This window comes from Methylobacterium sp. B4, assembly GCF_003201865.1.
Lineage (GTDB): Bacteria > Pseudomonadota > Alphaproteobacteria > Rhizobiales > Beijerinckiaceae > Methylobacterium.
Map to the genome: position 1 here is coordinate 122,645 of NZ_QJJJ01000003.1, position 26,849 is coordinate 149,493.

Below are 26,849 nucleotides of genomic sequence, written 5' to 3' on the forward strand. Positions count from 1 at the left end.
CCGAGGCGAGGCAAACCCGCATCAGCGCGCGGCGTTCCTCAGGCGAGCGCCGCCATCGCCTCGAAGACGAGGGCATGGCGCGCGGCGAGCGCCGCCACGTCGCTGCCGTAGCCGCCGCCGATCACGGCGCAGAGCGGCGTTTTTTCCGCCCGCGCGAGACCGACGACGAAGCGGTCGCGGGCGGCAAGGCCGTCATCGGTGAGGCAGAGGCGGCCGAGCCGGTCGTCGCGGTGGGGATCGACGCCGGCATTGTAGAAGATGAGGTCGGGCGCAAAATTCCGCACCAGTGCGGGCAGCCGTGCTTCGAGGACGGCGAGATACGCCGCGTCGTCCAGCCCGTCGGGCAGGCCGATATCGAGATCGCCCGGCACCTTGTCGTGGGGATAGTTGCGCTCGCAATGGATCGAGAGCGTGAACAGGTCGGGCTCGCGGACGAGGCAATCGGCGGTGCCGTCGCCCTGGTGCACGTCGAGGTCGATCACCAGGGCGCGGGCGATCTCACCGGAGCGCCGGAGCGCGAGGGCGGCGACCGCCACGTCGTTGAACACGCAGAAACCCGCGCCGCCGGCCCGCCGGGCATGGTGACTTCCCCCCGCCGTGCTGCCGGCAAGCCCGTGGTGGAGCGCCAAGCGGGCGGCGCAGAGCGTGCCCCCGGCCGAGGCCCGGGAACGGGCGGCGACCGCCTCCGTCACCGGCAGGCCGATCGCCCGCTCGATCGCGGCGGATACCCGGCCGGCGAGCACCGCCTCGACGTAAGCTGCCTCGTGCGCGCCCGACAGGAGCGCCGCGTCGGCCGGCTCGGGGCGGACGAAGCCGTCGGGGACGAGCCCCCTGGCGCGCAGGGTCTCGGCAAGGCGGCCGTACTTGCCCATCGGGAAGCGGTGCCCCTCCGGCAGGGGGGCCTCGTAGGCCGGGTGGAACACGATCGGCGGCACGGTTCGGCTTCGCGGGCTGGAGGAGGCGCGGTGTCACACGCCTGATAAGGCGGCGCTGCTAGGGGCGTGATGGGGCGCGCCGTCGCGCCCGATCGCAGACCATCGCCGGGAGACGCCGCGCATGATCGCCACGCCGGAGAGCGGCGCGCTCGCCGCCCTCGCGCTCTGCACCCTGCTCGTCCTCGTCAACCTCGCGAGCCTGACCGTGGCGGGCCTGCGCATCGGACGAAAAGGCAAGCCCTCCGCCTTCCCGGCCGGCGCGCCCGTCTCCGTGGTGCGTCCCTTGCGGGGCCTGGAGGCGTTCAGCGAGGAGACGCTGCTGGCGAGTTTCCGGCTCGACTATCCGGCCTACGAACTCATCTTCTGCGTGGCGGATGCGGGCGATCCCGTCCTGCCGATGCTGGAGCGGATCCGGGCGGCGCACCCGCACATTCCCTCGCGCCTGATCCTCGGGGACGAGCGCATCGGCGGTAACCCGAAGCTCAACAACTGTGTGCGCGGCTGGGACGCCGCCCGCCACGACTGGGTGATCCTGGCCGATTCGAACGTGCTGATGGCGCCCGACTACATCCAGCAGATGCAGGCCGCGTGGCGCGCCGAGACGGGGCTCGTCTGCTCGACGCCGATCGGCGCGCGGCCGGAAAACTTCTTCGCCGAGGTGGAGTGCGCCTTCCTCAACACCCTCCAGGCGCGCTGGCAATATGCGGGCGAAGCGCTCGGCCTCGGCTTCGCGCAGGGCAAGAGCATGCTCTGGCACAAGCCCTTCCTGGAAGCGCAGGGCGGCATCCGCGCGCTCAACGCCGAGATCGCCGAGGACGCCGCCGCCACCAAGCTCGTGCGCGCGGCGGGCCGGCGGGTGCATCTCGTCGCCTCCCCCTTCCGCCAGCCGCTCGGGCGCCGCGACTTCGCCGAGGTCTGGTCGCGCCAAGTGCGCTGGGCCCGCCTGCGGCGGGTGACCTTTCCGCTGTTCTTCGCCCCCGAGATCGGCATCGGCGCCCTCCTGCCGCTGGTGCTGACGGGTCTCGTGGTCGGCACCGCGGAGGCCGTCCTCTGGCTCGGCGCGGCCGGGGCTGTCTGGTACGGGGCCGAAATGGCGCTGGCCCACCGCGCAGGCTGGCACCGCTCGCCGCGGCTGCTGCTGGCCTTCCTCGTGCGCGACGCCCTTCTGCCGGCGATCTGGGCGAGCGCCTGGGCCCGCACGGCCATCGTCTGGCGCGGCAACACCATGGATATCCGCACGCGCGAATCCGCCGCCCCGCTCGGAACGGGACCGAGCGCGGCCTGAACTCGGGCGGCAGCGCTCTTGCTTGGCGTCTCCCGACGGCCTCCGATCGGGGCCGGAAGCGGGGACGCACGATGACGACGCCTTCGGTCGCGCTCGACAGGAGCCTGAACGCCTTCCACCTCTGGGGCATCGCCGTCGGGCTCGTCATCTCGGGCGAGTATTTCGGGTGGAGCTACGGCTGGGCGCAGGCCGGCACCCTCGGCTTCCTCGTCACGACGCTGTGCGTGGCTGCGATGTACGTGGCCTTCATCTTCAGCTTCACCGAACTCACCACCGCGATCCCGCAGGCGGGCGGCCCCTTCGCCTACGCGCTGCGCGCCTTCGGCCCCACGGGGGCGGCGATCGCGGGCTACGCGACGCTGATCGAATTCGTGTTCGCGCCGCCCGCGATCGCGCTCGCCATCGGTGCCTATCTCAACGTGCAGCATCCGGGGCTCGACCCGAAGCACGTCGCGCTCGGCGCCTACCTGCTGTTCATGGGCCTCAACATCGTCGGCGTGCGCATCGCCGCCACCTTCGAGTTGTTCGTCACCGTGCTGGCGGTGGCCGAGCTTCTGGTCTTCATGGGCGTCGTCGCCCCGGCCTTCAGCCTCGACAACTTCGCGGCCGGGGGCTGGGCGGGGCAGGACAGCTTCGGTCCGGCAGCCATCAGCGGCATCTTCGCGGCGATTCCCTTCGCGATCTGGTTCTTCCTCGCCATCGAGGGCGTCGCCATGGCCGCGGAGGAGGCCAAGGACCCCAGGCGCGCGATTCCCATGGCCTACATCACCAGCGTCCTGACGCTGACCGTGCTCGCCTTCGGCGTGATGCTGTTCGCCGGCGGCGCCGGTGACTGGAAGTCGCTCTCCGACCTCAACGATCCCCTGCCCCAGGCGATGAAGCGGGTGGTGGGCGAGTCGAGCGGCTGGCTGCACATGCTGGTCTGGCTGGGCCTGTTCGGGCTGGTCGCCTCCTTCCACGGCATCATCATGGGCTATGCCCGCCAGATCTTCGCGCTCGCCCGGGCCGGCTTCCTGCCCTCCGTCTTCGCCCGGGTGCATCCGCGCTTCCAGACGCCCCATCTCGCCACGCTGGCCGGCGGCGGCGTCGGCATCGCCGCGATCTACAGCGACAGCCTCGTGCGTGTCGCCGGGCAGTCGCTCACCGCCAGCATCGTGACCATGGCAGTGTTCGGCGCGCTGACCATGTACGTCACCAGCATGGCCGCCCTGTTCCGCCTGCGCCGCAGCGAGCCGGATCTCCCCCGGCCCTACCGGGCCCCGCTCTACCCCGTCGCGCCGGCCTTCGCCCTCGTCATGGCCTCGGTCTGCCTCGCGGCGCTCGTGGTCTACAACCCGCTGATCTTCGCGATCTTCGCCGCGGTGATGGCGGGCGCCGTCCTGCTCGGGCGGCGCGTGGGTCGATCGACCGTCCCGGCGGTTCCGGTGCCGGATCCGGCGATCTGACATCGACCGGCGACGATCCCAACGCCGCAGCGCTCGCTACACCGTCGGGCGGGCCTCGGTGTTTCCGGAAAAAGAAAGGTTTCAAAGAGGCTGAGGCGTATGCCGGCAAGTCCGGCGCGATCTGCACAACGGCGCCAAATTCAGTTTAGCTCAAGGATCGATCGGCATATCCCGGCGCCGGACGACCGGAATCCATATTAGATCGCTTAGGTTATCAATGCATTTTCGTGCAAAGGCCCTCGTCGGATTGCTCTTTGCGAGCGTCATGGCGGCTCCGGCGCAGGCGGACGAGGCGACGTTCTATCGCGGCACGCATTTCTGCAACGGCGATCGGTTGCTCGACGACTGGGAATTCCAGCCGAGCGAGGCGCGGTTCAGGATCTATTATCGAAAGACCGAGGGGACATCGTTCCAGGTTCTCGACCTCACCGCGGCGTCGGCGGGAGAGGATCTCATCCTGTCCGACCGCAGCGGCCGGCCCTGGGTCGCGGCGCGGATCGCACCGAACGGCGAGCAGCTACGGGGCCGCTGGCTGACCTCTCAGGGCCGACCTCAGAGCGAATGCGAGCCGTTCACGCTCGAACGCACGGCGAGTGCCAAGGCGCGCATGGACAGCCTCCTGTCGCTCCTGGGCACGGCCGACCCGACCGTCGAGACGGCGCGAAAGGCAGCGGCCGAGCAGCAGAGGCTGCCGCCGATCGACCTGCTGCCCCAGCTGGACCAGCAGACCGATCGCCGACGCTATGGCGAGGCCGCCCCGGCCTTCTGGAAGCGCTTCTACGAGGCTCAGCGCAAGCGGCTCGCGGAAGGCGCCATCGAGACACCGGCCGATCGCGCACGGGTCGTGGCGGAGATGCGCGCGGCAACCGCGGCCGAGGCGACGCCCCGGGGCTCGCTGGACGGCGACGGCGCCGCCCGCGAGGCCGCCCTCGACTTTCTGCGCATCGTCGCCGATCGCCTCGCGGCGGGAGGCAGCCCCCTGGAAACCCTTCCGGCCGAGGGCCTGTGCGAGCGGCTGTCGGGCTTCACCTATGTCGACACCGATCGCCTCGAACTCGCCGTCGGCCTGCCGACGGAATACTGGGACCGTGCCTTCGCCGAGGATCTGATCCGGCGGGTGCAATCCTGCAGGAACGGCCGGACCGTCGTGCAGCTTCTGACCCATGCCTATCCGGAGATCGAGAAACGCCGGAAGGTGGCCGCTTGGCTGCGGGAGCAGCGGGATCGCCTTCTCGCCCTGCCGTTGTCGCTGGCGAGCTTCCGCGAATCGAACGGATTGAGCCTGAGCCACGAGGAGCTTCGCCGGAACGACGTCACGCGGGTCGCCTACGAGCGCTTCGTCGGCGCCGCGCTGGAGCCGCGCCGCAGCGCGATGGAGGAGGCTGCCGCCGGAGAGATCCGGGCGGCCTTCGCCGGGGAGACGGTCGCGAGCCTTCCCCTCGGGCAGGCGCGGTCCCGCTGCGAGCAGTGGGTGGGCCGGCAATGGGGCAACGACGCGCTGGCCCGGCTCTACAAAACCTGCACGAACCTCGCCGACGCCTATGTCGACGGAGCGATCCGCCGGTCCTTCCAGGCGCAGGTCGAACGGATCGAGGCGGCACCGAAGACGTTCGAGGGTCTGCGCAGCCATAACTGGTTCCAGATGGACACGAGCGATCTCGCCGGCGCCTATCCCTCGGCCGCGATCTCGGCCGAGTTCAACGGCAAGGTCGCCGCCGCCCGGGCCGAGGCCGCCCGCACGGCCAGGGAGGAGGTCGAACGGGCCTTCGCCGCGGCCGATCCTCTGGCGGAAGCGCCGGAGGCGCCGATCCTGCAATGCGGACGCGGCCTGCTGCCGTCGGACGAGACGCTGCGGCCCGTCGTCGAGGCGTGCCGGGCGGGGACCCGCACCTTCGATGCCCGCCGCGGGGAGGCCCGCTGCAAGCAGGCGCTCGAGGCATCCGGCGCCGGCGACGGCCTGTTGGCGGGGACGATCCGGTCGTCGGCGAGCGTGCAGGCCGGCCCGCCGGTTCGCCGGATCGTCTGCGGCGCCGCCCGGCAGAAGGTTTCGGTCACCTTCCCGGCCTCCGGGATGCTGTGGTGGTCCAAGCAGTTCATGGAACTCCGCCTGCCGGACGATCCCCGGCGCACGCAGCCCGCCACCATCCGCTGGCTGCTGGAACCCGTCGCGGGCAGCAAGACCGACTGGGCGCTCTCGACGATCGAGACGAAGACGGTCGCGTTGCCGGCTCCCCAGGAGACCATCCTGTCCTGCCTTGCCCAGGACGGCTCCTGCCGGTGAGGTGTGCGCACCGATCCTCCCATCCGGCGCAGCGGGCGGCCTGCTGGCCGGCGCCGGAGAGGTTCGCCCAATCGAGGGCGGCCTCGTCCGGCCGCAGGATTCAAACGAGTTGCGCGAGATCGACGGCCATCGGTTCGAGCGGTCCGAAACTGTGCCGCGTCGTCTTGGGTGGATAGAGGCGGCCGCTCAGGGCGCGGCGCAGAACCTCCTCCCGTGTCGGCGTGATCTCGGGACGCCACGAGGTGAGGTGCACGGCCGCGTAATCGTACAGGCGCACCGGCACGCGGGCGAGGCCGAGCTGGATCGCGGCGGTCAGGCGGTGGTGCCCGTCCAGCACCGCGAGGGTGTCGCACTCCACGCAGATCGGCTGTGTCCAGCCCTGCCGATCCAGGATGAGGGCGATCACCTCGCCGACCCGGGCGGGAGCGATCTCTTCCGTCGGGCGCAGCACCGAGGGAGGAACGAGCCGTAGCGTCGCGTGGCTCATGCCGCCACCCTCTCGCCCTCGCTCAGGAAGAGCCGGTCCGGATGGGCGTGGCAGAGGAAGTCGTGGTGGGAGATGTCCCAGCCATAGGCTCCGGCCATCTGGAAGCAGACGAGATCGCCCACCCGCACCCGCTGCACCGTCACCTCGCGCGCAAGCACGTCCTTCGGCGTGCAGAGTTCGCCCGCCAGCGTGATCTCCCGATCCGTGAACTCGGGCCGCGGCCAGGGATGGGGCCACCTGTCCCGGGGGATGATCCGGAAGGGGTGGTCGTGCGACCAGGAACTCGGCAGCCGGAAGTGATGCGTGCCGCCGCGCAGGAGCGCGAAGGCGCGACCATGGCTGAGCTTCAGGTCGAGCACTTCGCAGAGATAGGCCGCGTGATAGGCCGCCACGATCCGCCCGCACTCGAACTGGATGCGCGGGCCCTGCCCGAGTTCGGGAGCGAGCGCGCGCGCGAAACCCGCCACGTCGAAGCGCCAGTCGGGATCGGCGTAATCGACCCCCCAGCCGCCACCGAGATTGACGGTGCGCAGATCGAGGCCATGCTCCTGCGCCCATCCTCGCGCCAGCCTCAGTTCGGCGGCACAGAGCGCCGCGTGGCCGGCCGCGTCCCGGTTGTTCGAAACCGTGTGGAAGTGGAAGCCCTCGAAGCGCAGGGCTCCGCACTCGTCGAGCACCGCGATCGCATCGGGGATCGAGGCCTGCTCGATCCCGAACTGGGTGGCGCCGCCCCCCATCGTCAGGGTCGCGCCCGGCACCGGCCCGGCGAGATTGACGCGCAGCAGGATCGGGAGGATCGCTCCGGCACGAGCCGCCACCGCGTTCGCCAATCGCAGGGCGTGCAGGCTCTCGACATGCAGGCGCTCGACCCGGTGGGCGAGGATCACCCGGATATCGTCCTCCGTCCGCGCCGGCCCGCCCATCACGATCCGGACCGAGGGCCCGACGGCCTCGCGCACCCGCAGCACCTCGCCCGAGGAGGCGACCTCGAAGCCGCTGACCCAGGGCGCGAGCGCGCGCAGCAGCCGGGGATCGTTGTTGGCCTTGACGGCGTAGAAGAACTCCGTGCCCGGCGGCAGCGGCGCGGTGAGATCGCGGACCTGACGCCGCAACGCGTCGAGGTCGTGGACGAAGGCACAGACCGGCCGCTCCGCGGAAGCAACGAGCGCGACCTGCTCGGCCGAGGGTCGGAACAGGGTCATCACAGGTCTCCGGCAGCGTTGCGCCAGGCGCGGTCGGCGTCGCTGAGAGCGCGGCGCAGGAGGCCGCGGTCGTTGGCGGCGAGGAGGCCGCGCACGCCCTCGGCCAGCAGACGGGGCAGATCCGTGTCCGCGCGCGGAATGGCGAAGCCGTGGATGCCGGCCTCGCGGCAGGCGCGCGCCACGGCCGAGCCCGCCTGCGTCACCTCGGGCGCGGAGGTCTGCCAGGGCATGCCGATCGCCTGGGAATAGTCCGCCGCGCCGAACAGGAGCCCGTCGATCCCATCGAGACCGGCGATCGCGGCCACGGCCTCCAGGCCGGCGGGATCCTCGATCATCGCGATCACCAGGGTCTCCCCGTCGAGGCGGGCCGGCATGCCGGGCAGGTCGCAGGCGCCGTAGCGACCGAGGCGCCCGGCATTGAGGCCGCGCACCCCGCGGGGCGCGAAGCGGGCGCGGCGCACCGCCGCCTCCGCCTGCGCGGGCGTCGACACCCGCGGCACGACGATCCCGGCAGCGCCCGCGTCGAGGCTTTGCAGGATCCTCTCGGAATCCGCGTCCGGCACCCGGACGAGGGCGCTCACGCCGGCCCGGTCGGCCGCCGCGAGCATGTGCTCCAGCACGGCCCCATCGATCAGGGTGTGCTCCAGATCGATCAGCACGTAGTCGAACTGTGCGACGGCGGCGATCTCGACGATCTCCGGGGCCGGGATCGAGACGAACAGGCCGCCGGCCGCCTGCCCGGCATCGAGCAGCGACTTCAGGCGCAGGCGGGCGCTCATGCGAGAGCCCGCGCGAGCGGCGCCAGCGGGTTGGCGACGCGGCGGCCAGGGGCGTTGGCCGGATCGATGCGCCGCCGGGCGAGTTCCTCGACCACCAGGGTGTCGGCGGCGAGCCGGTAGCGCAGGGCGCCGGCCCGGGCGGCGGGATGCGCCGCGCAATGCCCTGCGAGCGCCGCGACCACGCGCTCCCAGAAGCGGCGTTCCGGGTAGTCGAACCCGTGGTCGAGGCAGTAGCCGAGTTCGGCGAGGTTCACGCCGAAAAGGGCATCGACCATGAAGTCGCGCACGTCCTCGACATCCCGCGCCTCGACGTAGGAATTGGCATTGACCCGGGCATGGTCGGGCGGCGTCGGCGACAGGACCGGGCGCCGATCCAAGTGCTGGGCCAAGTGCTGGGCCAAGTGCTGGGGCAGGTGCTCGGGCAGGGGTTCGGGCAGGAGTTCTGGAATGAAGCGGACCCCGTCGTGGAAGTCCTTGAGGGCCACGCGGCTCGGCCAGCCGTCGTGGTGGAAGAGCACCATGTTCTGCTGGTGGCTCTCGACCGCGACACCGTTCGCCAGGAGGAGATGCACCACCGGCAGCATCGCGACCGCGAGAAGCCGGTCGAGCCAGGGCTCGACCCCGTAGCGCCCGATCCAGTCGGCGACGAAGGGCCTCTGCCCATCGCGGTGCGTCAGGGCCGTGAACGGCACGGCGCCCTCTCCGGCGCGCAGGTGCGGCGTCACCGGATCGCGCCAGATCGCCGAGAGGGCTCCGCGCATCGCACCACTCCGATCCCAGCTCGGCAGGGCCGTGACCGCGACACCCATCCGCTCGGCGAGGAGCACCGTGCCGCTCGCCTGCAGATAGGCATCGTCCGCCGCGATCCGCGCGAGCCAAGCACTGATGATCGGCGCGTTGAGCACCGTGTGAGGGGCCAGCGTGCGCGCCGTCGAGGTGTTGCGGATCGAGAGCGCCAGCTTCAGCGAGGGAGCGTCCGGCGCCGAGCGATCCGCAAGGGTGCGGATCGATTGCTGGGCACCGTAGGCGTGCGGCGACGGGCCGAGCAGGACGAGGCGCCCCGCGTTCCGGTGCTCCTCGGTGGCGCCTTCGGCCACTTGGCGCCACTGCCAGGGATGGACCGGCAGAAGGAGGAAGTCGTCCGGCCGGCCGCCGAGGCGGGCCTCGAAGGCCGAGCGCGTGCGCGGATCGAGGCTGCGCGCGATCAGGTCCCGATCCTGCCGGCCGGCCGCCGCGATGGAGCCGGCGACGGCGATGGCGTGGTGGACCGCGATCCAGATCGGACGGATCGACTCTCCGAATTCCGGCCCGTAGGCGCGGTTGTCCGTCGGCGTGAAGCCGATGCGGGACTTGAAGCAGGGATGGTAGCGGTGCCCATCCGGCAGCGCGCCCTCCAGCGCCTCGTAGGTCAGGCGGCCGAGTCCCGCGCCCGTCCCGTGAGCCAGGGACGCGGCGTGGTTCGCCTGCGTGCGCGCCAGTTCCTCCGCGAAACGCCCGTGGTCCTCAGCCCGGCCCGGGAGATCCGGCAGCAGGTCGGCCAGGAAGGCTGAGGCGTCCGTGACGGGCTCGACACCCTCGACGAGGCTGCCGGGCTCGATCAGGATGCGGCCGTAGGCGGCCATGCGCCTTGCCCGGGCGCGGTAGGTCGTCCGCCGGTTCGAGGGCGTGAGCGTGATGTCCAGACGCTCGTCGGGGCCGTCGAGGCGGACGACATCCCCGGGCAGAAGATGCTCGTGCAGCAGGGCGCCGAGCAGTTGCGAGGCGACGCGGCGGCCCGCCGCGTTCCAGGCTCGCAGCCCGGCCCGGTCGTCCGCGCCTCGCAGCGGATTGGCGAGCGCGACGTAGGTGGGCCGCTCCCCGCGGCCGGCGAGGCAGCTCGCGAGGTTGGCCTTGGCCGGAAGGGTCGGGGCGCTCAGAAGCTTTGCGACGAGCTCCGCGGTCGCGTCATCCTCGACCGCCCCCGCCAGGGCTTCGGCCACCGCACGCCACAGGGGCGCTTCGCCGATGCGTGCCGCCCGAGCCACGGTCGCGACCACGTGGGCGACCTGATTGACGACGAGGTAGTAGAGCAGGCGCTCCCAAGCCTCCTGCGCGCCGTAGAATACCGCCGGGTCGAGTTCGAGTCCGGGAACGAGGCCTTTGAAGCGCTCGGGGTCGATGCTGGCCCCTTCGAGATCGCGCACGACGAGGCGCACCGGCAGCCCGTCCTCGAGGACGAGGAGACTGTTCTGCGCGTGGGCCTCGAGACTGATGCCGGTCCGCGCGAACAGGCGCAGCGGCGGCAGGAGGGCGCTCCGGGTATAGGCGCGCAGCCATCGCTCGGCTTCCCCGGGGCGCGAGAGCGGACAGCCTATCGCTGCCAGGATCGGCAGGCCGTCGTGCGGGGCGGGTTCGAGCAGGCCCGCGACCACGAAGGCGGATCGGGAGGGTCCCTCCCGCACCAGCACGCCCGTTACCGCGTCGAGGTCGCCGTGATCGAGCCGAAGGGCACCGGGCTCGCTCAGGATGTCGAGGCCGCAGGCGGAGACCGTATCCCGCAGGGCTGCGAGCGCCCGGGACGCGGCCATGCTGCGGGCGAGGTGCGTGCGGCTGTTGGTGCGGGCGAAATTGGTGATGCGGGCGGCGAGCGGCAGCTTGAGGAACAGGTTTTCCTGCTCTGCGAAGACGGTGCGCACGGAAGAGGTCGGCGCCACGAGAGCGCCGGAGGGCGGCGTGAGGGTCAGACGGCCCTCGGCGACGAGGGCGGCGAGCGCCGGGTCGGCCTCGAGCCGGGCCGCCTGCCAGGGATGGCACGGGATCAGGATGCGGCCCGCGATCCGATCGCCGGGCAGTCCCGACAGGCGGGCCAGGGCGGCCCCCACGCGCCGCTCGCCGTCGGGGTCGCGCCAAAGTGTGGCGGCGAGATCGGGATCCGCGATCAGCCAGCGCAGGCGGAACGCCGCCGCGCGCTCGGGTGCGTAGCTGTCCGTGTCGGCCTCCGAGAAGCCGTCGACGCTCTTGGCGAGGGGATGGAACGGGTGGCCGTGCCAGAGACTGCGCTCCAGCTCCATCGGCGTCGGATCGAAGGGCCGGGCAACGCGCGCACGAGCATGGTCGCGCGAGCGATGGAGGCCGTCGAGAAGGCGCCGCTTCGTCGCCTCGCGCACCGGCGTCGCTTCGGGAGCCGCCGCGTCGATCATCCGGCGGGCCAGCTCGGCGGGATCGTCCAGATCCAGAACGCGACCGTCGGCGCTCCGCAGCCGGACGGAAGGTCCCCACGCATGGAACCCACCGGGCGAGTGGCGCAGGCAGAGGGCGGTCAGGCTCTCCGCGGCGAGCGGTATCGTGCAGGTCTCCCCCTCGATCGGCTGAAGATCCGGAGCGTACTCACGAAGCCAGGTATTGAGCAGGCGCTCGACGGCCCACTCGGCATGAACGGCGGCAAGGCCCTCCTCGAGGGGTCGGATGGCTGGCGAACTCGTCATGGGGCGCGGCTCCGGGTTCTCCGAGGACGATGGGTCGTGGCAGCGAGCGTGACGGCGCCGGCGAGCGACAGCCCGGCCGCCGCGAAGAGGGGGCCGGACGGGCCCAGGGGCACGAGGACGACCCCGGCGGTGAAGGGACCGACGAGTTGGCCCACCGTCAGGCTGGCGCGAGCGCGGGCCACGGCGACGGTCCGGCTCGGACCGAGCGTCTCGACCGCCGCGAAGAGGGCGGGCGCCTGGCCGGCGAAGAGCGCCCCTTGAAGCAGACGGAACGCGACGATGCCGACGAGGCCGGCGCCGAGCGGGACGGCCGCGAAGGCCAGGCCGCATCCGAGGAGCGACAGGACGAGGGCGATCATCGGTGAGAGGCCGTCCATGCCGCGCGCCCAGAGGGGCAGAACCAGCATGGCGACGAGCCAGCTCAGGCTGTGCAGCAGACCGATCAGGCCGGGCGTGTAGAGCGCGGGATCGTGCGCGCTCGCCCAGGCGGGAAAGAAGGCGACGAAGGCGAAGGCCCCGGCACTCCCGCACATCCCGGCCCCGAGCAGGGGAAGGTCCCGGAACCGGCTTGGCTCGGACCGAGGCTCACCGGCCGGCTCGGTCGCGAGGTCGCGGCTGGCGGCGACGGTGGCGAGCGTCGCGGCCAGGATCACGCCACCGCAACCGAGCATCAGGGCACCGATCCGTCCCTGCTCGAAGGCGAGCCCGCCGGCGAGAGGACCGAGCAGACACCCCGCCGACACGGCCTGCTGCATCAGGGCGAAGCCGCGGCCGGCGCTGGGGCTGGCGGCGCGGAAAGCGAGCGCCAACACGACACCGCCTCCCGCAAGTCCCTGGACGAGGCGACCGGCGAGCAGCATCCGCGGATCGGATGCGAGTGCGATCAGTACGCAGCTCGCCGCACTCATGCCCCCCGCCCAGCCGATCAGAGCCGACAGGGAGAGCAGGCGCGCGAGGCCGGTCCAGGCCGGCGTCATCGCCAGCGTGGTCACGGCGGGCGCGGCGAGGATCGCGGCGGTCCAGAAGACCGATGCGGCACCCATCTGCGCGACGTGCAGGCCGAGGAAGGGGAGCAGGGCCAGGGGCGCTGCCGTCACCGCGACCTGCAGCAACAGCAGGACGGCAAGGCCCCCGCCCCCGATCGGCCGGCGCTCGGTCGCCATCACGGGCCGGGCCTCAGGAAGAGCGGGTTGGGCGCATGGCCGAGCCGGCTCGGCATCGAGGTGGTGAGCGTCGCCATGTCGAGAAGCGGCGTCAGCACCTGCTTGAAGGGCGCCGTCGGGCGCTCCAGCAGACAGGCGGCGACCAGAGCCTTGCGCTCGGCCGGGACCTCGGCCGAGGCGAGCACGCCGCGGATCGTGGCGACGAGGATCCGGCGGGCCTCGTCCAGGGTGAACCCCGCATCCGCCGCCGCGAAGGCTTCGGCGATGGCGCGCAGGGCGACGTCGATCGCAAGCGTCTGGGCGTAGGCGAGGAGGTCGTCCGGCCGAGGCAGCAGCAGCGAATTCCGCCGGGGATCGGTGATCAGGTAGGAGGGGACGGGAAGCCCGGCGCCCGCCAGCCATTCGGGGGCGCAGCGCACGGTGTCGTGGTCGCGCAGGATCAGGCGGCCGGGTCCGGCCCCGTCGAACGCGACGAGGGCGTTCTGGCCGTGGAGTTCCGGAACGAAGCCGAGACAGGCGCTGCGGAGCACCGTTCCGAGGACGAGGCCGGCGATCCCGGCAAACAGCCTCGCCAGATCGGGCGCCTCGCCGGCAACCACCCGGGCGGCGGGTGGCAGGCCGCCGCGCGGCGCCACCGCCAGGCTCGCGAGCGGAATCACGGGGCCGCCGTTCACCGGCAGGCCTCGAAGGGCACAGCCCAGGAGAGCCGGACGCTCGGCGTAGAGATCGCCGTCCGGTTCGGCGAAATGCCAAAAGGCGGTCTCGTCCGCGAGGGCGACGAACCGGGTCATCCACGGATCGCGCGCCAGACCGGCGGCGAGGAGATCGCCGCCGTGCAGGCCGTTGTGAAGCGATTGCGGCGGCAGCAGACGGCGCACGCCGAGGGTGCTCACGTCGAGGGGCAGCTTCAGGTGCAGGCCGGGCCGCGCTGGGAACGCCACCGTGCGCAGCGACGAGGTTGCCGCGACGAGGGGGCCTCGGAAGTCGAGGAGGACGACGCCTCCCTCCGCGATGTCGGGGGCGAAGCGCTCGGGGAGCACATGGGCCGCCTGCCAGGGATGGAGGGGGAGAGCGACGTGCGAGCGGGCGAGGCCGCGCGTCTCCATCTCCCGCGCCAGCAGTGCCCGTTGCCGCGGGTCGAGGATCGCGGCGTCCGGCTCCGCCTGGCCGGCGCGCAGCGAACGGGCGAGACGATCGCGCGCGACCGCACACCAGGACAAGGCGAAGAAGCGGCCCGCCTCCGCGCCGTAGGCGAGCGCCTGCGCGCGGTCGAGGCCGCGGCGCGAGCGGGACAAGGGATGGAAGGGCCGGTCCCGCCATGCCGCGAGCCGCTCCCAGAGGATCGGATCGTCCGCGCGGGCTCGCGTCACGAGGGAATCGATCAGCGCCTCCCTCGGGGGAAGCTCGTCGACGATGCGCCTCAGCTCGTCCAGGGTGCGCTCGCGGATGGCGGGTGACAGTTCGCTCAGGCCGTCGAGCGCCCGTTCCAGCAGCGCCGACGCATCGAGGTCCTCGCGCGAACAGGCCGTCTCGAAGCGGGCGGAACCGGCAAAGCGGATCCCGTCGCGCCAGCCGTCCGCCCGCACCCGAGCCCGGAGATGCCCGCGCCCCAGAACCAGCGCATAGTCGCGCGTTCCATCCTCGGCCGGCGGCCCGAGAACCCCGCGGCTACGGAAGCCTGCGACATCCTCGATCCAGAGCGCGTCGAAGAGTTCCGCCAGCAGGTCCCCCGCGAGGTTCGGGGACGCGGGTGCCTCGGCCATCGGTCCGGACATGATGCCGGCCCTCAGAACAGGGGCAGGACGGTGCCGGCGCCTGCCTCCTCGGCACGGCGCAGGATGGCGCGGGCGCAGGCGATGTCGTCGATCGCCATGCCCATCGGGTTGAGCAGGATGATCTCGTCGCCGTTCTCCCGCCCCGGCTTGCGTCCGACCACGATCTCACCGAGTTCGGCGTGCAGCTTCTCGCGCGAAAACTCACCGGCTTCGACGAGGAGGTTGATGATCTTCTTCTCGCGGTTGCACTGATCCCAGTCGTCCACGACCACCTTGTCCGCCTTGAGGAACACGTCGCGCTCGACATCCATGATCGAGACGTTGGCGAGCAGCGTTCCGGGACTGAGCCAGCGGAAGGACAGGTAAGGCCTGTCGGTCACGGTGCAGGTGACGACGACGGGGCATTCGCGCACCGCCGCCTCGGCGCTCGCCGCGATGACGGTCTCCAGGTGGGGGAAGGCGTCGCGCAGGCGCGCAGACAGATCCTCGGCCGCCGCCTCGCGCAGGTCGAACAGACGCAGCCGGGTCAGGCTCGGGAACTGCTCGGCCAGAGTCTGGGCCTGCCGTTCGGCGATCGGACCGCAGCCGATGAGCGCGGCTTCCGAGAAGCCCGATCTCGCGAGATGGCGGACGGCAATGCCGGTGACCGCCGCGGTGCGCATGGCACTGAGGAGGCCGGCCTCCATGATCGCGACCGGATAGTTGGTTTCCGGATCGTTGAGCACGATCAGGGCGCTGGCGCGTTCGAGGCCGCGCGCCGCCGGGTTGTCGTGCTTCGAGCCGATCCACTTGAGGCCGGCTGCGGGGCGTTCGCCGCCGATCCAGGCCGGCATGGCGATGATGCGGTCGGCGATGTGGGGCGCGCGCGGACTGCGCAGGTACGGCTTCAAGGGCTGAATGAAGTCTCCCGCGGCGTGCAATCGGAAGCCCTCCTCGATCGCCGCCATGTAGAGGTCGGAGTGGTCGCCTCCGATCGCGGCGACGTCGGAGCGCGACAGATAGCGCAGGCTGGTCGAGGCCATGGCGTTAATCCCTGGATGGTCGTTCGGCACAGGGCAGCGGGCGCGCTCCGGCACGGTCATCCGTGCGGAGGGCGCCGGTTGAGCGCGGCAACCCGGCGTCAGGCGGTGTCAGGCCGCTTCGGGCCGGGAGCGGAGGCGTCGGTAGGAGGCGCCGAAGGGTTTGGTCACGCGCCGCTCCGAGGCCGGCCAGGCCGGATCGTAGACCGTGTCGAGGTAGCGCTCGCCGCGATCGGGAAGCAGCGTGACGATGCGCGCGCCGCGGTCGAGCTGCGGGATCAGCTTGGTGATCGCCGCGACGACGGTCCCGGAGGAGCCGCCGGCAAGAATGCCCTGGGTCTCCACCAACCGGCGGCAGCCGAGCGCGGATTCCCAGTCCGTCGCGTAGATGACCGCATCGACTTCGGAGAGGCAGAGCTGCTCCGGCACGCGGCTCGCGCCGATGCCCGGAATATCCCGCCGCCCGCCCGGCGCACCGAAGATCACCGACCCGTCGAGATCGACGGCGACGACCGTGATCCGGGGCCAGCGCTCCCGCAGGCGGCGCGCGAGTCCCATGAGGGTGCCGCAGGTCGAGACGGCGGCCACGACGTGGGTCGGTTCGACGGGCATGTCGCGCACGATCTCGGCGCCGATGCCGTTGTAATGCGCGCGCCAATTGTCGGGGTTGGCATACTGGTTGAGCCAGACGGCACCGGGGATGGTGCGGGACAACTCCGCCACCCGTCGCACCCGGGTGTGCAGGTAGCCGCCTTCCTCGTCCTTGTCCCGCACCAGATCGATGGTGGCGCCGAAGGCTTCGATGAGGCGGCGGTTGGTCGGAGCGAGGTTCGGATCGACGACGGCCGTGAAGGGAATGCGAAAGCGCTGTGCGATCATCGCGAGCGCGATCGCGAGGTTTCCCGACGAGCTCTCGACGAGATGGCTCTCCGGCGTGAGGCGACCGGCGGCCATGGCCTGCGAGACCATGTAATGCGCGGTGCGGTCCTTCACGCTGCCGCCGATATTGAGCATCTCCAATTTCGCGAAAACGGGGACGATGTCCGGAGGGAACATCCTGTCGAGAGCGACGAGCGGCGTGTCACCGATATGCGCCTCGGCGGATAGATTCATGTGCAACTCCCCATAGAGCAATGGATCGTTGAGAGCATCGTCAAGAGCGAGCCAGAGTATTCACTCGTTCATTCGGAAGGATGCAGCGATAACGCTCGCCTTACATATGCGAATGGAAGCTTGATTCAAGCCTTTTATCGATACAATTATTTATAATAAATCCATTTAAGGGTTGGATCGTCCCAGACAACTTGGTATTATTTCTGTAATAATTCAAATGAAGAGAAATCAAGACTTCGCCTCAGTGGGTTGCGCGTTCGGGCCACCGGCCGGACCGGATTCCGGGCACCGTCAATGGGAATTGAAAAATCGCCGCAAGGGTGTCGGTCGCGGGAGAAAACAACGCCGCGGACCGTGGGAGCTTACGAATCTAGAAGTTTTGGAAATAGTATCGTTCTAATCTGTATCATTACAGCAACAAATATGAGGACAACGGGCAGCATCGTCCGCGGCTGTATTGCGTCTGCGACCACAATCACGAATGAGAGCTATCGAGATGGGTCGGTCTGTGCAGAATATCGCCGGATCGCCGCAGACGCACTCCGGAGCTGCATTCGCATGGCGCATCGCCGACACTCTCGCGTGAGGATCTGCCGCCGGGTCGGGGCGCGCCTGGGTCTCGCCGCGCTGGCGGTCCCCTGCTTGGCGCCCGCTGCGCTCGCGCAGGACGAAGTCCGCCTCGACGAGCTGAGCGTCGAGGGGCGCGGCGGCGGTAGAGGCGGCCGGCCGACGCCCGTACCCACGAACCGGAACGCGGTCGTCGGTCCGCCGCCACCGGCCTATCCGGGCGGCGTGGTCGGCTCGGGCTCGCGGCTCGGATTACTCGGCAACCGCAACGTCTTCGATCAGCCCTTCAGTTCGACCAGCTATACCGAGAAGCTGATTCGCGACCAGCAGGCGCGCAACGTGCAGGACGTGGTCAACAACGACCCGTCGATCCGCACCAACGTCCCGGCTTTCTCCGGCATTCTCGGCTTCTTCATCCGCGGCTTTCCGGTCTTTGCCCAGGACATCGCCTTCAACGGCCTGTTCGGCGTCGCCGACGCGTTCAATCCGGCAATCGAGCCGATCGAGCGCGTCGAGGTCCTGCGCGGCCCCTCGACCCTGCTCTCCGGGGTTCCGCCTTTCGGCAATATCGGCGGCGTCATCAACCTGATCCCGAAACGCGCGACCGAGGAGCCGCTCAACCGCGTCACGCTCGGCTACGGCTCCGATGCCCAGATCTACAAGGCCATCGACATCAGCCGGCGCTTCGGCGACGCGAAGGAGTGGGGCATCCGCTTCAACGGCGCGTTCAACAATGGCCGCACGCCGATCGACAACCAGAGTCTCCATTTCGGCGTGGCCGCCCTCGCCCTGGATTATCGCGGCGAGCGCCTGCGGGCGAGCCTCGACCTCGGCTATCAGGAGCTCGATTTCACCGCGCCCCTGCGCAACCGCAACGTGGCGGCGGGCGTCCGCATCCCGCGCGCGCCGAACCTGACCCTGAACCAGCATCAGCCCTGGGAGTACCGCGACAGCGCGAACCAGCAGCTCGCGACCCGGGTCGAGTACGATCTCACCCCGGACCTGACCGTGTACGGCGCCTACGGCCGCTCGAACTTCCGGCAGGAGTATTTCGGCGGCGTCCTGACGATCTTCAACACGCGCGGCGACTACCGCGATCCGATCAGCTACCTGCCGTTCCACATCGTCAATCGGACGGCCGAGGCGGGTCTGCGCGGCAGCGTGGAGACCGGTCCGATCAAGCACAGCTTCGGCCTCGCCGCGGTCGGCTTCTGGCAGGATCTCGCCCAGCCTCCGGCCCAGAATGTCGGCGCGCCCATCGTCTCGAACCTCTACGACCCGGTCACCGTCGCGCCGCGCTCGACGGTCGGGCTGTCGAACGCGACGCCGCGCACCTCCAGCCGGATCAACCGCTCCATCGCGATCGCGGATACGATGTCGCTCTTCGACGACCGGGTGCTGCTCACCGTCGGGGGACGCTGGCAGAGCCTCGACGTGAACGCCTACAACGCGGTCACGGGCTTCCGCACCGGTGAGAGCAGCAGCGGCGCCTTCTCGCCGGGCGTCGGCCTCGTGGTGAAACCGTGGGAGCGGCTCTCGCTCTACGCCAACTACATCGAGGGTCTGACCTCGCCGGCCCCGCCGGTGAACGCGGTCAACGCCAACGCCGCCTTCCCGGCCGCGGTGTCGCGGCAGACCGAAGTCGGCGCCAAGTACGATTTCGGCAGCGTCGGCGTCGGCTTCGCCGCCTTCGAGATCGAGCAGCCCTTCGGCTTCCTCGACACGAGCACTCTCGTGTTCTCGGTCGACGGGCGCCAGCGCAACAGCGGCGTCGAGCTGACCGTCTTCGGCGAGCCGGCACCGGGCATCCGCCTGCTCGGCGGCGTCAGCCTGCTCGACGGCATCCAGGTGCAGTCCCAGGATCCGCGCAATGTCGGACGGGTCGCCGTCGGCGTGCCGGAGGCGCAGGTCAACCTCTACGGCGAGTACGACCTGCCGCCGGGCTTCGTCCCGGGCCTGACCCTCACCGGGCGCGTGATCTACACCGCGGCGCAGTACTACGACCTCGCCAACAGCCAGAAGATCCCCGATTGGGCGACGCTGGACCTCGGCCTGCGCTACGCCGGCACGTTCCAGGATCGCCCCCTGACCCTGCGGGCGAACGTCGTCAACGTGACGGGCAACAATTACTGGGCCTCGACCGGTCGCGGCATTCTCAGCCAGGGCACCCCACGCACGTTCCTGCTCTCGGCATCGATGGATTTCTGAGCGCTTCGGCCGCTTCTCGATGGGTGGCCGGAGCGGCGGAATTTGCTTCCGCTCGCAGCCGCACCAGGGCCGTTCACATTGCTCGGACCGCACCTCATTCGCTTGCGTCCGCGAACCCATTCCCTTACTCCGCCATCCAGGCGCGCGACTGGTGAAACGGTAGCCACGCGAGACTCAAAATCTCGTGCTCGTGAGAGCGTCCCGGTTCGAGTCCGGGGTCGCGCACCATCATCACGACTCTCGTCCGGCCGTCCCTGGCACCGACGATTGAGTCAGATCGCTGATCGCGGAGCCCCAGCGGAAGCCGAACGCAGCCTCACCATCGAGGCGGCTGGCATGGGGAGCACAGGGTCGGAGGCAGACCACCGTTCGCCGCGCCCGCGTTCGGTTGGGAGGGGCCACGCTCTCGCCTCGGTGGCGCATCTATGCTGAAAGGGCAGCGCTTTCCCGACCCCAACGAGGCTCCATGATCCGCCGGCTCTACGAGTGGATACTCGCGCTCGCCGCCAAGCCCTCAGCCCCGTGGGCGCTCGGGGCGGTGGCGTTCGCCGAGAGTTCGTTCTTCCCGGTTCCGCCGGACGCGATGCTGGTGCCGATGGCCGTGAGCCGGCCCGATCGGGTCTGGCTCTACGCCACCATCGCCACCGTGGCTTCCGTCGCGGGCGGCCTGCTCGGCTACGCCATCGGCGCGCTGCTGTTCGACTCGGTCGGGCAGTGGCTGTTCAATCTCTACGGGCTTGCCGACAAGGCCGGAACCTTCCAGGCCTCCTACGCCACCTACGGGCACTGGGTGATCCTGCTCAAGGGCCTCACCCCGATCCCCTACAAGCTCGTCACCATCACTTCGGGCTTTGCCCATTACTCCCTGTTCTGGTTCACCGTCCTCTCGGTCGTGACCCGCGGGGCGCGCTTCTTCCTGCTCGCCGGATTGCTAGGTCGCTACGGCGTCAGCATCCGCGCGGTGCTCGACCGGCACCTCAACGTCGTGGCGGGCCTGTTCGCGGCGGTGGTGATCCTCGGCTTCGTCGCCTTTAAGGTGATGCTGTGAGCCGCACGCTCACCGTTCGGACGGTGGCGCTCGCGGTGGCGCTCGGCGCGGCGCTGACGGTGGGCGGCGCGCTCGTGTTCGAGCACGGCCTCGGCTACGTGCCGTGCAAGCTCTGCCTGACCGAGCGGGTGCCCTACTACCTCGCAGCCCCGCTCGCGCTCGTCGCGGCCCTGCTGCCGTCCCGGCCCGCCCGCTTCCTGCTCGGGCTCGTCGCCCTGGTGCTGCTCTACGGGGCGGGACTCGGCGCCTACCATGCGGGAGCCGAATGGGGCTTCTGGCCGGGCCCGAGCGATTGCGGCGGCGGGTTGGGTGCGGGGCCGGCGGATGTCGGCGACTTCCTGAAGAGCCTGGACAGCGTGCGGCCGGTCGATTGCACGGCCGCCGCGTGGCGCTTCCTCGGGATCTCGCTCGCCGGCTGGAATGCGCTGATCGCGGCCGTCCTCGGCCTGCTGGCCGCGGCGGCCGCGCTCGGTCAGTTCTCGATCGGGCCGCACCAACCGGGCAGGTAACCGGCCTCGGGCGACTTCGCGAGGCGCAGGGCGCCCTCCAGGCTCTGCGTGAAGTCGCGCTCGATCGACTTGCGCTTGAGGTTGCGCCGCAGGAAATCGGCCCAGAGGAACTCGCTGAAGGGCGTGGTGTCCTTGGCAAATCCTCCCGCCCGGCGCAGCTCGCCCGCGAGGCTGCGGAAGGGATCGTCGGCGAGGTCCTCGATCCGCTTCGGCACGGCGTCGAAGCCGACCCGCACGCCGCTCGCGTCGTAGGGATGGACCCAGGACTTGTGGTCGGCCACCGTCCAGAACGCGTCCTTGTCGAGCTTGTGCAGGTCAGCCACCACGGTCACCAGCACGCTCTCGACGCCCTCCTCTTGCAGCGCGCGGGCGAGATGGTGGTGGTCGATCACGTAGTGCCGCTTCTTGGGGCCGAGCAGCACCGGAATCATGTGGGTGCCGAGGAAGGCGGCCTTCGTGTCGGCATCGTGCCCGCCAGCGGCGCCGCTTCTCCTCGACTTCCCGGTAGCCCACCGTCACCTGGGTCGGGCGCAGCTCCGCGATCGGCACGGGGGTGAGCAGGGGTTCGCGCGCTGCCATCTTCGATCGTCTCCGGCTGTTCGAAGTGCGGGAGGGCAGCGCCTGAGCGCTACTCCGCACAAGCGGCCCCGCTTCACGTTCGCGCGAGCGCCGGGTGCGCGGCTGCCGTCGGCGTGAGGCGATACCGACCAATGTCGATGATCGGCGGAGGATCGCCGGTCAAACTCAGTACTCTCATCTGATTGCGACCGACGACGGTATCCCGGACGACTGCATCGCCAAGCATTTCCTTGCCGAATGCTCGTCCTGCGATTCTGCGGCAGCCGGTCACCCTCATGTCACCCGTTTCGCTGCACGCCGCACCTCCGGCACAGGCCCAGGCGTCACGCCCGCTGATCGGCCTCGATCTACTGCGCTTCGGCGCGGCGGCTCTCGTCATGGTCTTCCACCTGGCCTGCACCGAGTGGCTCGATCCATCGAGCGAAGCCGCCGCCCTCGTCGGGACGCCGATTCCCTTCCCGGCCCTGCTGCCGCTCAGCAGTCAGGGCTGGATCGGCGTGCAGATGTTCTTCGTCATATCGGGCTATGTCATCGCCTATTCCGCGTCGCAGGCGAGCGCGTCGCGCTTCCTCGTCAACCGCGTCCTGCGTCTGATGCCCGGCATCTGGTTCTGTGCCACGCTGTCCTTCGTGCTCGCCCTGATCTTCATGCCGGAGCCGGTCACCGTCCTCTTGGCTTGGTATGCCCGGACCCTGGTTCTGTTCCCGGCTCCCCGCTGGATCGACGGGGTCTACTGGACGCTCGGCATCGAGATCATCTTCTACGGCCTCGTCTTCGCGCTGCTCGCCCTGCGGCGGTTCGATCGTCTGGAATCGGTCGTCCTGGCGGTCGGCCTCGCGAGCACGTTGATGTGGTGCCTGGCCGCGATGTCGGTCTGGCCCGATCTCGGCCGGATCATCAGCACGCGCATCGCCAAGCTCATCCTGGTCACCCACGGCTGCCACTTCGCACTCGGCGTGCTGCTGTGGAGCGGAGCGAGCCGGGGCTTTACGCGCCTGCGCCTTCTCGGCATCGCCGCCTGCACCGTCGGCGGCCTGCTGCAGATTCGCTACGATGCCGGATTCGCCGGCGCCTCGCTCGGCCTCGACCGCGATCCCAAGACGGCCTGGCTGCTCTACGCCGCCTTCCTGGGCCTGTTCTGCCTTTCGATCCGAACGAACGTCGCGCTGACCGATGCCCTTCCCGCGCTCGCCGCGAAGGTCCGCCATCTCGGTCTCGCCACCTACCCGCTCTACCTGCTGCACACCTTCATCGGCGCCCTGGCGATGCGGCTGCTGCACGACCTCGGCCTGCCGCCGGCACTCTGCCTCGCGGGCGGGTTCGCGACGGCAATCGCGGCGGCCCTGCTCGTCTCACGCCGGGTCGAACCAATCTTTCGCACCCGGCTCAAGCGGATGATCGCGCCGACCGAGCCCGGACGGGCCACCCGCGGATTCGCGAGCGGGCCGATCGACGACCTGGCGATCCCCGTCCGTCAGCGCTCCTCGTAGCCTCCCATGGCGCAGACCCGGGCCCACTCTTCGGGCGTGACCGGCTGCACCGAGAGGCGCGAATTCGTCACCAGGGCCATGTCCTTGAGCGCCGGCTCCACCTTGATCGCGTCGAGGGCGACCGGGCGCGGCATCGCGGCCACCGCCCGCACGTCGACCATGCCGAAGCGTCCGCTCTCGTCGGTGTGGTCGGGATAATAGGGTCGGATGACCTCGACGATGCCGACGACGGCCTTGCCCTCGTTGGAATGGTAGAAGAAGCCGCGCTCGCCGACCTGCATCGCCTGCATCTGCTTCTTGGCGAGGTGGTTGCGCACGCCGTTCCAGAAGGTGCCCCCCTCCCCCGCCGCGACCTGTTGGTCCCAGGACCAGGTCGAAGGTTCGGACTTGAACAGCCAGTAGGCCATGGTGCGGGGCGGCTCCGTCGATGCGACGCCTCCGCTTATCCAAAATCCGGCCGAGCTTGAAGGGCGGGGTCAGTCGACCTCGCCCTTGAGCGGCCGCGAGAGCAGGCGGGCCATCGCGCCATCGACCGTGAGGTCGCCGGCGATCACCGCGGCGACGGCCTCGGCCACGGGCATCTCGACCGCCCGCGCCTTCGCGAGGTCGACCAGGGCGGCTGCAGTGAAAGCGCCTTCCGCGAGCTTGCCGCCCGAGGCCTGCTCCGGCGTCGCGCCGCCGCCCAGACGCTCGCCGAAGGCGAAGTTGCGCGACTGCGAGGAAGAGGCGGTGAGAACGAGGTCGCCGAGGCCCGACAGACCCATCAGCGTCTCCGCCCGGCCGCCATAGGCGCGGGCGAAGCGCATCAATTCGGCGAAGGCGCGGGCGATCAGCGCGGCCCGCGCACTCTCGCCGAGGCCGCGGCCCGAGACGATGCCCGAGGCGATGGCGAGCACGTTCTTGCCCGCTCCGCCGATCTCGACGCCGCGCACGTCGTCGGTGTGGTAGAGTCGAAAGGCCGGCCCCGACAGCAGCCCCGCCAGCCGCGCAGCGCGCGCTCCGTCCAATGCGGCGAGCGTAACGGCCGTGGGAAGGCCGCGGGCGACGTCGGCGGCGAAGCTCGGTCCCGACAGCACCGCCACCGGCGTGCCGGCCGGCAGGCACTCGGCGGCCACCGCGCTCATGAAGCTGTCGCTGCCCCGCTCGATTCCCTTGGCGCACAGGACCACGGCCGCGCCGGGCGCGAGCGACGGCGCGAGGGCGCTCAGTACGCTGCGCTGGGTCTGGGCCGGCACCACCAGCAGGACGGTCCCGGCCTGCCCCAGAGCCCCGGCCTCGGCCGTCACCCGCACCTGTGGATGCAGGCCGACGCCCGGAAGGTAGCGCTCGTTGACCCGCTCCACCTCCATCCGCGACGCGGCAGCGGGATCGCGCGTCCAGAGCGTGACGCCCCGCCCCGCCCCGGCCGCGGCGTTGGCAAGCGCCGTGCCCCAGGATCCGCCGCCGACCACCGCGACGGCGTCGTCCTGCCCGCTCGCTCCTGCGCTCATCACCGCCTCCGTCGAAACCTGACGCACATCGCGCGCAGGCGGCCTCCCGCGCAAGCCGGCGCCCGCACCAGGGTCTGCGGGCGGGCCGCACTCGCTCACCATGCCTGGCGGGTGTTCGAACGCGGAGAGTAGAGCCGCCCGGTGGGCTCCGACACGTCACATCAACAGCACACCGGAGGACCGGCGCAGTGTTTTCAAGGTCAGATCGGGACCCCTGGATTCGCCGCGAACATCAAATCACGATGCAACGCAGGATCCGGGAGACAAGCAATGAACTCATTTTTTACAGCGGAAATATGGTGACTCTGGAACTCAATGGCAGGAAAACAATAGGCTCCAAACAAATCAGACGGTGAACAATACATTCGAATGCTGATAAAAACTCTCCTTCGACTATCTATTTCTGCCGAAGTGGTCGGAGTGATTTTTCATATTAACATATGTTCAATATTCTGCTGGCAAGCTGAGGGCGATCGCAACTTCTCGTACGTGAGAGTGGATACCGTGACGCTGTTTCGCTCCGAATCCGAATCCATTCTCGAAGCCATCGACCGCTCGCAAGGACGGATCGAATTCGCCCTGGACGGCACCATCACGAACGCAAACGCGACCGTCCTGGGACTGCTGGGCTACACGCTGGGAGAGCTGCGCGGCCGCTCGCACGCGGTGCTCGTGCCCTCGGACGGGCGTGAGAGCGCCCAGTACAGGACGGTCTGGGAGACGTTGCGCCGCGGCGAGTTCCAGTCGGGCACGTTCCGCTGGGTCGGCAAGAACGACCGCTCGGTCCACGTCCAGGGCGCCTACAATCCGGTTCTCGACCGGCGCGGGCGGCCCTGCAAGGTGGTCACTCTCGCTACCGACATTACCGAACAGGCCCGGCGCAACGAGCGCTACGAGGGCCATTTCACGACGATCAACCGCTCGCAGGCGGTGATCCATTTCGACCTCGACGGCACGATCACCGACGCCAACGAGAACTTCCTGGAGGCGATGGGCTACCGCCTCGAAGAGGTGCGGGGCCGGCATCACCGCCTGTTCGTCGATCCCGAGGAGGCGCGCGCTCCCGCCTACTCCGATTTCTGGAAGACGCTGGCGACGGGGACCTTCCAGTCGGGCGAGTTCCGCCGGCTCGCCAAGGGGGGGCGAGAGATCTGGATCTACGGCTCCTACAACCCGGTCTTCGACAGCGAGGGACGCCCCCACGCGGTGGTGAAGTTCGCCAGCGACGTGACACAGGCGGTCGCCGACCGCCTGCGTCGCAGCGAGGGCCAGCGCTCGATCGAGGCCGACCTCGACGTCATCACCGGCGCCATGTCGGACGTGAGCCGGCAGGCCAACGAGACGGCGGCGGCGGTGGCGCTCACCTCCGACAACGTCCAGGCGGTCGCGGCGGGCACCGAGGAATTCGCGGCCTCGATCGCCGAGCTGAGCCGCCACGCCACCCAGGCGAGATCCGCCTCCGACGCGGCCGTGGCCCGGGCGGAGGAGGCCGGCGGGATCGTCGCGGGGCTCACCTCCGCCGCCGAGCGCATCGGCGAGGTGGTGTCGGTAATTCGCTCGATCGCCGACCAGACCAACCTGCTCGCGCTGAACGCCACGATCGAAGCGGCCCGGGCCGGCGCCGCGGGACGCGGCTTCGCGGTGGTCGCCACCGAGGTGAAGGCGCTGGCCAGCCAATCCTCCCGCGCCACGGAGGATATCGGCCATCAGATCGCGGCGGTGCAGGATTCCTCGGCCAAGGCCGTGGAAGCGATCCGGGCCATCGTCTCGACCATCACGAACCTGAGCGAGATCTCGATGAGCGTCTCCTCCGCCGTGACGGAGCAGGCGGCGGTCACGCAGGAAATCTCGAACAACATGCAGACCGCCGCGCGCAGCGTGGAGGCCGTCCGCCTCAACGCCGACGGCATCGCGCAGGCGGCCAACGAGGTCGATCTCTCCGTCCGGAAGGTCACCGCCACCGCCCGGGCGATCGCCTGACACCCGGCCGCAGCCGGAGCCGAACGCGCG

At 70.2% G+C, this 26,849-nt stretch carries 20 protein-coding genes, 1 tRNA gene and 1 pseudogene; 9 read left to right on the forward strand and 13 right to left on the reverse strand.

Going from position 1 to position 26,849, the window contains the following annotated elements; genetic code table 11:
• Positions 1 to 38: 38 nt before the first annotated feature.
• Positions 39 to 935 (reverse strand): histone deacetylase, encoded by an 897-nt coding sequence (locus tag BY998_RS06220; protein ID WP_110350761.1) that lies wholly within the window; start codon positions 933 to 935, stop codon positions 39 to 41.
• A 121-nt stretch (positions 936 to 1,056) separates the two neighbouring features.
• Between BY998_RS06220 and BY998_RS06225 the strand changes: the two genes are divergently transcribed.
• The 3 genes from BY998_RS06225 (at position 1,057) to BY998_RS06235 (ending at position 5,946) form a co-directional block, all read left to right on the forward strand.
• Positions 1,057 to 2,220 carry a ceramide glucosyltransferase gene (locus BY998_RS06225; RefSeq protein ID WP_110350762.1) on the forward strand — a complete coding sequence of 388 codons (1,164 nt, stop codon included), beginning with the start codon at positions 1,057 to 1,059 and terminating at the stop codon, positions 2,218 to 2,220.
• Positions 2,221 to 2,291: 71 nt separating this feature from the next.
• Positions 2,292 to 3,665: an ethanolamine permease gene (eat, locus tag BY998_RS06230; RefSeq protein WP_110350763.1), complete on the forward strand. Its 1,374-nt coding sequence runs from the start codon at positions 2,292 to 2,294 to the stop codon at positions 3,663 to 3,665.
• Positions 3,666 to 3,930: 265 nt separating this feature from the next.
• Complete coding sequence (locus BY998_RS06235) at positions 3,931 to 5,946, forward strand: hypothetical protein (RefSeq protein WP_245421494.1); 2,016 nt, start codon at positions 3,931 to 3,933, stop codon at positions 5,944 to 5,946.
• Positions 5,947 to 6,046: 100 nt separating this feature from the next.
• Here the strand turns inward: BY998_RS06235 and BY998_RS06240 are convergent, their stop codons facing one another.
• From BY998_RS06240 to sbnA, 8 genes are all read right to left on the reverse strand, one after another.
• Positions 6,047 to 6,433 (reverse strand): ParB N-terminal domain-containing protein, encoded by a 387-nt coding sequence (locus BY998_RS06240; RefSeq protein WP_110350764.1) that lies wholly within the window; start codon positions 6,431 to 6,433, stop codon positions 6,047 to 6,049.
• Positions 6,430 to 7,635, reverse strand: coding sequence for a type III PLP-dependent enzyme (locus BY998_RS06245; protein WP_110350765.1), 1,206 nt, complete (start codon positions 7,633 to 7,635; stop codon positions 6,430 to 6,432). The genes BY998_RS06240 and BY998_RS06245 overlap by 4 nt, the downstream gene beginning before the upstream one ends.
• Positions 7,635 to 8,414: an aldolase/citrate lyase family protein gene (locus BY998_RS06250; protein WP_110350766.1), complete on the reverse strand. Its 780-nt coding sequence runs from the start codon at positions 8,412 to 8,414 to the stop codon at positions 7,635 to 7,637. Before BY998_RS06250 ends, BY998_RS06245 begins: the two co-directional genes overlap by 1 nt.
• The gene (locus tag BY998_RS06255; protein WP_181425441.1) at positions 8,411 to 11,878 is read right to left on the reverse strand and encodes an IucA/IucC family protein; all 3,468 of its coding nucleotides are present in this window, start codon (positions 11,876 to 11,878) and stop codon (positions 8,411 to 8,413) included. Before BY998_RS06255 ends, BY998_RS06250 begins: the two co-directional genes overlap by 4 nt.
• On the reverse strand, positions 11,875 to 13,041 hold the full coding sequence (locus BY998_RS24235) for an MFS transporter (protein ID WP_181425442.1): 1,167 nt from the start codon (positions 13,039 to 13,041) through the stop codon (positions 11,875 to 11,877). Before BY998_RS24235 ends, BY998_RS06255 begins: the two co-directional genes overlap by 4 nt.
• Positions 13,041 to 14,816, reverse strand: a complete 1,776-nt coding sequence (locus tag BY998_RS06260; RefSeq protein ID WP_110350768.1) for an IucA/IucC family protein — start codon at positions 14,814 to 14,816, stop codon at positions 13,041 to 13,043. The genes BY998_RS24235 and BY998_RS06260 overlap by 1 nt, the downstream gene beginning before the upstream one ends.
• 11 nt (positions 14,817 to 14,827) lie before the next feature.
• Complete coding sequence (gene sbnB / locus BY998_RS06265; RefSeq protein WP_110350769.1) at positions 14,828 to 15,838, reverse strand: 2,3-diaminopropionate biosynthesis protein SbnB; 1,011 nt, start codon at positions 15,836 to 15,838, stop codon at positions 14,828 to 14,830.
• A 108-nt stretch (positions 15,839 to 15,946) separates the two neighbouring features.
• Positions 15,947 to 16,948, reverse strand: a complete 1,002-nt coding sequence (gene sbnA / locus BY998_RS06270; protein ID WP_110350770.1) for a 2,3-diaminopropionate biosynthesis protein SbnA — start codon at positions 16,946 to 16,948, stop codon at positions 15,947 to 15,949.
• A 582-nt stretch (positions 16,949 to 17,530) separates the two neighbouring features.
• On the opposite strand from sbnA, the gene BY998_RS06275 reads away from it, so the two are divergent.
• The 4 genes from BY998_RS06275 (at position 17,531) to BY998_RS06290 (ending at position 21,280) form a co-directional block, all read left to right on the forward strand.
• Positions 17,531 to 19,723: a TonB-dependent siderophore receptor gene (locus BY998_RS06275; protein ID WP_245421495.1), complete on the forward strand. Its 2,193-nt coding sequence runs from the start codon at positions 17,531 to 17,533 to the stop codon at positions 19,721 to 19,723.
• 142 nt (positions 19,724 to 19,865) lie between these two features.
• A tRNA-Leu gene (locus tag BY998_RS06280) sits at positions 19,866 to 19,951 on the forward strand.
• Positions 19,952 to 20,189: 238 nt separating this feature from the next.
• Positions 20,190 to 20,771 (forward strand): YqaA family protein, encoded by a 582-nt coding sequence (locus tag BY998_RS06285; RefSeq protein WP_110350771.1) that lies wholly within the window; start codon positions 20,190 to 20,192, stop codon positions 20,769 to 20,771.
• Positions 20,768 to 21,280 carry a disulfide bond formation protein B gene (locus BY998_RS06290; RefSeq protein WP_110350772.1) on the forward strand — a complete coding sequence of 171 codons (513 nt, stop codon included), beginning with the start codon at positions 20,768 to 20,770 and terminating at the stop codon, positions 21,278 to 21,280. Before BY998_RS06285 ends, BY998_RS06290 begins: the two co-directional genes overlap by 4 nt.
• On the opposite strand, the pseudogene BY998_RS06295 reads toward BY998_RS06290, so the two are convergent.
• Both BY998_RS06295 and BY998_RS23910 read right to left on the reverse strand, forming a co-directional pair.
• Positions 21,244 to 21,859 (reverse strand): annotated as a pseudogene (locus BY998_RS06295) (ParB-like protein). The gene BY998_RS06290 and the pseudogene BY998_RS06295 overlap by 37 nt on opposite strands.
• A gap of 73 nt (positions 21,860 to 21,932) precedes the next feature.
• Positions 21,933 to 22,136, reverse strand: a complete 204-nt coding sequence (locus tag BY998_RS23910; RefSeq protein WP_146221750.1) for a hypothetical protein — start codon at positions 22,134 to 22,136, stop codon at positions 21,933 to 21,935.
• Between BY998_RS23910 and BY998_RS06300 the strand changes: the two genes are divergently transcribed.
• Positions 22,135 to 23,349, forward strand: coding sequence for an acyltransferase (locus BY998_RS06300; RefSeq protein WP_110350773.1), 1,215 nt, complete (start codon positions 22,135 to 22,137; stop codon positions 23,347 to 23,349). The two genes, BY998_RS23910 and BY998_RS06300, sit on opposite strands and share 2 nt — an antisense overlap.
• Here BY998_RS06300 and BY998_RS06305 read toward each other — a convergent pair.
• Both BY998_RS06305 and BY998_RS06310 read right to left on the reverse strand, forming a co-directional pair.
• Positions 23,334 to 23,756 (reverse strand): EVE domain-containing protein, encoded by a 423-nt coding sequence (locus tag BY998_RS06305; protein ID WP_110350774.1) that lies wholly within the window; start codon positions 23,754 to 23,756, stop codon positions 23,334 to 23,336. The two genes, BY998_RS06300 and BY998_RS06305, sit on opposite strands and share 16 nt — an antisense overlap.
• A gap of 69 nt (positions 23,757 to 23,825) precedes the next feature.
• A complete protein-coding gene (locus BY998_RS06310; protein ID WP_110350775.1) occupies positions 23,826 to 24,839 on the reverse strand; it encodes an NAD(P)H-dependent glycerol-3-phosphate dehydrogenase in 1,014 nt (337 codons plus the stop codon).
• Between the two features lie 504 nt (positions 24,840 to 25,343).
• On the opposite strand from BY998_RS06310, the gene BY998_RS06315 reads away from it, so the two are divergent.
• A complete protein-coding gene (locus BY998_RS06315; protein WP_110350961.1) occupies positions 25,344 to 26,819 on the forward strand; it encodes a PAS domain-containing methyl-accepting chemotaxis protein in 1,476 nt (491 codons plus the stop codon).
• Positions 26,820 to 26,849: the final 30 nt, after the last annotated feature.

What these genes read in the sequence shown, in the direction of transcription:
- BY998_RS06225 (WP_110350762.1), top strand. Translation starts at nt 1,057, where the DNA reads ATGATCGCCACGCCGGAGAGCGGCGCGCTCGCCGCCCTCGCGCTCTGC.
- eat (WP_110350763.1), top strand. Translation starts at nt 2,292, where the DNA reads ATGACGACGCCTTCGGTCGCGCTCGACAGGAGCCTGAACGCCTTCCAC.
- BY998_RS06235 (WP_245421494.1), top strand. Translation starts at nt 3,931, where the DNA reads ATGGCGGCTCCGGCGCAGGCGGACGAGGCGACGTTCTATCGCGGCACG.
- BY998_RS06240 (WP_110350764.1), bottom strand. Translation starts at nt 6,433, where the DNA reads ATGAGCCACGCGACGCTACGGCTCGTTCCTCCCTCGGTGCTGCGCCCG.
- BY998_RS06245 (WP_110350765.1), bottom strand. Translation starts at nt 7,635, where the DNA reads ATGACCCTGTTCCGACCCTCGGCCGAGCAGGTCGCGCTCGTTGCTTCC.
- BY998_RS06250 (WP_110350766.1), bottom strand. Translation starts at nt 8,414, where the DNA reads ATGAGCGCCCGCCTGCGCCTGAAGTCGCTGCTCGATGCCGGGCAGGCG.
- BY998_RS06255 (WP_181425441.1), bottom strand. Translation starts at nt 11,878, where the DNA reads ATGACGAGTTCGCCAGCCATCCGACCCCTCGAGGAGGGCCTTGCCGCC.
- BY998_RS24235 (WP_181425442.1), bottom strand. Translation starts at nt 13,041, where the DNA reads ATGGCGACCGAGCGCCGGCCGATCGGGGGCGGGGGCCTTGCCGTCCTG.
- BY998_RS06260 (WP_110350768.1), bottom strand. Translation starts at nt 14,816, where the DNA reads ATGTCCGGACCGATGGCCGAGGCACCCGCGTCCCCGAACCTCGCGGGG.
- sbnB (WP_110350769.1), bottom strand. Translation starts at nt 15,838, where the DNA reads ATGGCCTCGACCAGCCTGCGCTATCTGTCGCGCTCCGACGTCGCCGCG.
- sbnA (WP_110350770.1), bottom strand. Translation starts at nt 16,948, where the DNA reads ATGAATCTATCCGCCGAGGCGCATATCGGTGACACGCCGCTCGTCGCT.
- BY998_RS06285 (WP_110350771.1), top strand. Translation starts at nt 20,190, where the DNA reads ATGATCCGCCGGCTCTACGAGTGGATACTCGCGCTCGCCGCCAAGCCC.
- BY998_RS06300 (WP_110350773.1), top strand. Translation starts at nt 22,135, where the DNA reads ATGTCACCCGTTTCGCTGCACGCCGCACCTCCGGCACAGGCCCAGGCG.
- BY998_RS23910 (WP_146221750.1), bottom strand. Translation starts at nt 22,136, where the DNA reads ATGAGGGTGACCGGCTGCCGCAGAATCGCAGGACGAGCATTCGGCAAG.
- BY998_RS06305 (WP_110350774.1), bottom strand. Translation starts at nt 23,756, where the DNA reads ATGGCCTACTGGCTGTTCAAGTCCGAACCTTCGACCTGGTCCTGGGAC.
- BY998_RS06310 (WP_110350775.1), bottom strand. Translation starts at nt 24,839, where the DNA reads ATGAGCGCAGGAGCGAGCGGGCAGGACGACGCCGTCGCGGTGGTCGGC.